The organism is Lacinutrix gracilariae (assembly GCF_042684485.1).
Lineage (GTDB): Bacteria > Bacteroidota > Bacteroidia > Flavobacteriales > Flavobacteriaceae > Oceanihabitans > Oceanihabitans gracilariae.
Window position 1 is genome coordinate 1 of sequence record NZ_JBHULM010000035.1, and the last position, 2,499, is coordinate 2,499.

3 protein-coding genes are annotated in these 2,499 nt (G+C 32.1%); all 3 read left to right on the forward strand.

Translation table 11 applies throughout. The annotated features are described in order from the left end of the window. Positions 1-151 precede the first annotated feature (151 nt). The 3 genes from ACFSSB_RS15520 to ACFSSB_RS15530 all read left to right on the forward strand — a co-directional run bounded on the left by ACFSSB_RS15520 (position 152) and on the right by ACFSSB_RS15530 (position 2,464). Positions 152-1,033, forward strand: coding sequence for a hypothetical protein (locus ACFSSB_RS15520; protein ID WP_379905947.1), 882 nt, complete (start codon positions 152-154; stop codon positions 1,031-1,033). A gap of 182 nt (positions 1,034-1,215) precedes the next feature. Beyond that, complete coding sequence (locus ACFSSB_RS15525) at positions 1,216-1,425, forward strand: transposase (RefSeq protein WP_236778444.1); 210 nt, start codon at positions 1,216-1,218, stop codon at positions 1,423-1,425. 232 nt (positions 1,426-1,657) lie between these two features. Further along, complete coding sequence (locus ACFSSB_RS15530) at positions 1,658-2,464, forward strand: IS3 family transposase (protein WP_379905950.1); 807 nt, start codon at positions 1,658-1,660, stop codon at positions 2,462-2,464. The last annotated feature ends 35 nt before the right edge of the window (positions 2,465-2,499 follow it).

A 2,499-nucleotide genomic window follows, 5' to 3' on the forward strand; every position in this document is an offset into this window, starting at 1 on the left:
AACAACGTATATAAAAAATTGCTATTTTTAGCTAAATCAAAAGGTCGTTGCACGTTTGCTACGTCTGATTTTCCTTCGGAAAATCCTCGCACGCAAACACGCAACTTTCCATATACAAAACCGTTAGGCAACATTAAAACCAAATCAACGAATGAAAAGAACAATGTTTTTATTATTAACAATTCTACCAATTTTGACTTACGGACAAAGTGAATTTTGCGAAAAGAGCTTTGGAGAAAGTTATTACCCATTAAAAATTGGATTTGAAAAACATTTGACTTGGGGAACAGCTACATATGTTGAGAAAGTAACTGGAACAACAGAAAAAGACGGAATTGAATACTTTAATTACGAACAAGATTTTGGAGGAGGAACATCGTATGATTTACTTTTAAGAAAACAGAATGACACAGTTTTTATGTACAACGAAAAACAAAAAAAAGATGTCATTTTGTTAATCGAAAGACCAATAAAAGGAACAAAATGGGAATCTGGTAAAGTCGTTGAAATAGATGTTTTTTTTGAATCACCATTTTGTAATTACAAGAATCTTTTAGTAATAGAAAATAAATACCCTGATGGTAGTAAAGAAAAAAGGTTTTACAAAAAAGGACTTGGACTTGTTGCTGTTACAACTAAGAAGGGAATAAAAGGAATGTGTGTTCCGAGTAAAGAAGAAACTATAGCATTAACCAAACCATTATCTGCATATGAGTGTACAGAAAAAGGGGACAAAGAGGCTATTGGAAAGTGTACGATGACATACATTCATTCTTATTTAATTGGAGAATTAAATAAGAGAAAATTAAAAACACCAAAAGAGGAAGGAATACTAAAATTTGATTTACATATTGATAAAAATGGAAAAGTATCACAAATAAAAAGCCTGAATTCTCTAAAAGGTGGAAATCAAGCTAAAAAACAAATTATAGAAATTCTTTATTCATTGCCGAAATTAAGACCAGTAATGACATCAGAAAAAAAATCAGTCGGAACTAAACTTGAATTGACTATTCCGATTAAAACAAAATAACGTTGCCTAACAAAGTATATAATCCATTGCTAGTTCTAGACTGCTTACGAATATTCCTGCGGAATATTCTATTCGGTTTTTATTTGCTAACTTTAGTTGCTTAACCACGCAACTAACCATACACAAACACGTTGTGCATAATGCTGACCCGTCCTGAATAAAGGCTACATAATTTTAACATTATGTACAAAAATGACAAAGTAATCAGACGGTATTCAGAACCTTTCAAACTGAAAATTTTAGCCGAACTTACAACCGGAAAACACACAAAGAGCGAACTTTGCAAACTCTACTCCATTGCTCCTACAACAGTCAATGAGTGGATTAAAAAGTACAATCGTAAAGACTTAATGAACACCAGAGTAAAAGTGGAAACAAAAGACGAAACCTAACGAAGTGGTTCAGCGAAGCTAAATATCAAGAATTAAAGCACTTCAAAAGGAAATTGAACAGCTTAAAAAGCTACAAATAAAAAAGATTTAGATACTTTAGTATTAGATTCATACCTAGAAGTAGCAGCCGAAGACTTAGGCTATAAATCTGTAGCTGAACTAAAAAAAAGCTAAGTATAAAACCTTAATTAAAGCTAAAGAAAAATCTAAGGGATTTACATCTTTAACAACTATAACACGTTGTTTTGGGCTTAAACGTGATGCGTATTATAAAAACAAATCTAGAGCTGATAAGCGTTTAATACTGGAACAACAGATAATAAAAATAGTCAGTAGAAAACGTAAATCCCTTCCAAGAGAAGGTGTGCGTAAACTCATTAGATCTTTAGATAATGAGTTTTACAAAGCCAACCTTAAAGTGGGCAGAGACACTTTATTTAGTGTACTTAGAAAGTATAATATGCTTACTCTTAGAAAGAAAACCAGTGCCAGAACAACAAACTCTTATCACCGTTTTTATAAATACAATAACCTGATAAAAGATATGGAAATCACAAGGCCAAATCAAGTATGGGTAAGCAATATTAGATACATAAGAACCATTAAAGGCTTTTGTTATCTCGCTTTAATAACGGATATGTATTCCAGGAAAATTGTCGGCTATGACCTAATTGACAGCTTGGAGTTAAAAGGATGTGTAAGAGCTTTAAACAAAGCAATATATCAAGCTAAAAACACTAAGGAGCTCGTGCATCACTCCGATAGAGGAATACAGTACTGTAGCAATGTCTACACGCAAATACTAAAGAGAAAAAAGATAGATATCAGTATGACTGAAGAAAATCATTGTTACGAAAATGCCATGGCTGAGCGTGTAAATGGCATATTAAAAGATGAGTTTTATCTCGATCAGACCTTTGATAACGTAGCACACGCTAAAAGAGCTGCAAAAAATGCAATTAATTTATACAACGAAATAAGATTACATTTATCTTTAGACTATAAAACACCGAATATGGTATATAAATTATCAGCGTAAATTCAATTTTAACCTGTAGCCATATTTCAGGACGA